Raw genomic sequence first — 1,174 nt, forward strand, 5'->3', positions numbered from 1 at the left:
TTATTAGCCACTACTGTTACAACGTTAGTATAGCACTTCAATGCCCACCAGTTTCCATCGATCTGAACCCACTCATGACTCTGAACTGTCGAAGAATTGCCGGATCCGGAATTTGCCGCTCCCGCTGCCTTCGGATAGCTTCCATCCGCATAGCGGAGCCACCAGCCTTCGTTTGTCTTGATCCAGTGACTGTAGCCATCCTTCAGGCTTTCACTGTTATTCTTTAACATCTCCTCGGTAAGTGTCTTTCCGGAAACAATGCCGGAATTTTCATTCACATAGCCCTTCTGAGCATCTTTTTTGATTGCTCCCTGTCCCGGATTGTTTGTTCCGGATTTCGGCATCTTGCTGTTTGCCGGTTTGGAAGGTTCCTCGTAGTCGTCATCGTCGCTCTCCGGATAACGTCCGGTCAGAACACCATTCTTCCATGTGATCGCGTAGTTCTTTGCAGAAAGTCCGGACGGAACGATCGCATAAGTAGCCTCACGGCCTTCCTCTGTATAATCGCAGGTTACGACCAGAGTTCCCGTAAGAACCGCTTCCGTCTCACCGTTTACAAAGCCATCATAGGCAACTGTATACTCCGGTGCTTTGAATCCAAATGTAACATTCTTATCCTCTGCAGTGATCACAAGCGGTATAATGGTATCGTAATTTAAGACACTTTGAGAGACATTTTTTAATGAATCTGGTATACTGTAAGCACTATAGAAAGAAGGATCATTTTTATGTCTCGAACAAGAAGAAATTTCTCCGCAAAATTCAAATCCGAGTTAGTCATTGAACTGCTTAAAGGAGAAAAGGACTTAAATACAATTGCCAGCGAAAATAACATTCAGCCGAATCTTCTTCGCAACTGGAAAAAAGAATTCCTTGATAAAGCATCGGTTGTCTTCGATGATTCAAGAGAAGACAACTTGAAAGAGAAACTCGCCTTAGAGCGCAAGGAAAAAGCCGAATACGCGAAAAAAGTTGGCCAGCTCACCATGCAGGTGGATTGGTTGAAAAAAAAATCTGAAGAAACACTTGGACCTGACTACGAGAGTAAATTTAGTCCGAAACCTTTTGAAGACTAAAGAATTCCCGATAAAAACAGGTGCTGAGCTTCTTGGAATCAACCGCACCAGCGTGTACTATAATGGAACACCCATATCTCAGGAAGAGTTAGAATGCA

Annotated in this window: 2 protein-coding genes; one reads left to right on the forward strand and one right to left on the reverse strand. The window is 43.9% G+C overall.

The features are described 5' to 3' along the window. Positions 1-632: MBG-2 domain-containing protein (locus DW826_RS17920; protein ID WP_181968111.1), on the reverse strand; the 632-nt coding region annotated here is incomplete at its 3' end. Between the two features lie 96 nt (positions 633-728). Here DW826_RS17920 and DW826_RS17925 point away from each other — a divergent pair. Then, positions 729-1,076 (forward strand): transposase, encoded by a 348-nt coding sequence (locus tag DW826_RS17925; protein WP_242990693.1) that lies wholly within the window; start codon positions 729-731, stop codon positions 1,074-1,076. Positions 1,077-1,174 lie beyond the last annotated feature (98 nt).

The sequence above is a fragment of the Clostridium sp. AM34-11AC genome (assembly GCF_003435375.1).
GTDB lineage: Bacteria > Bacillota > Clostridia > Lachnospirales > Lachnospiraceae > Pilosibacter > Pilosibacter fragilis.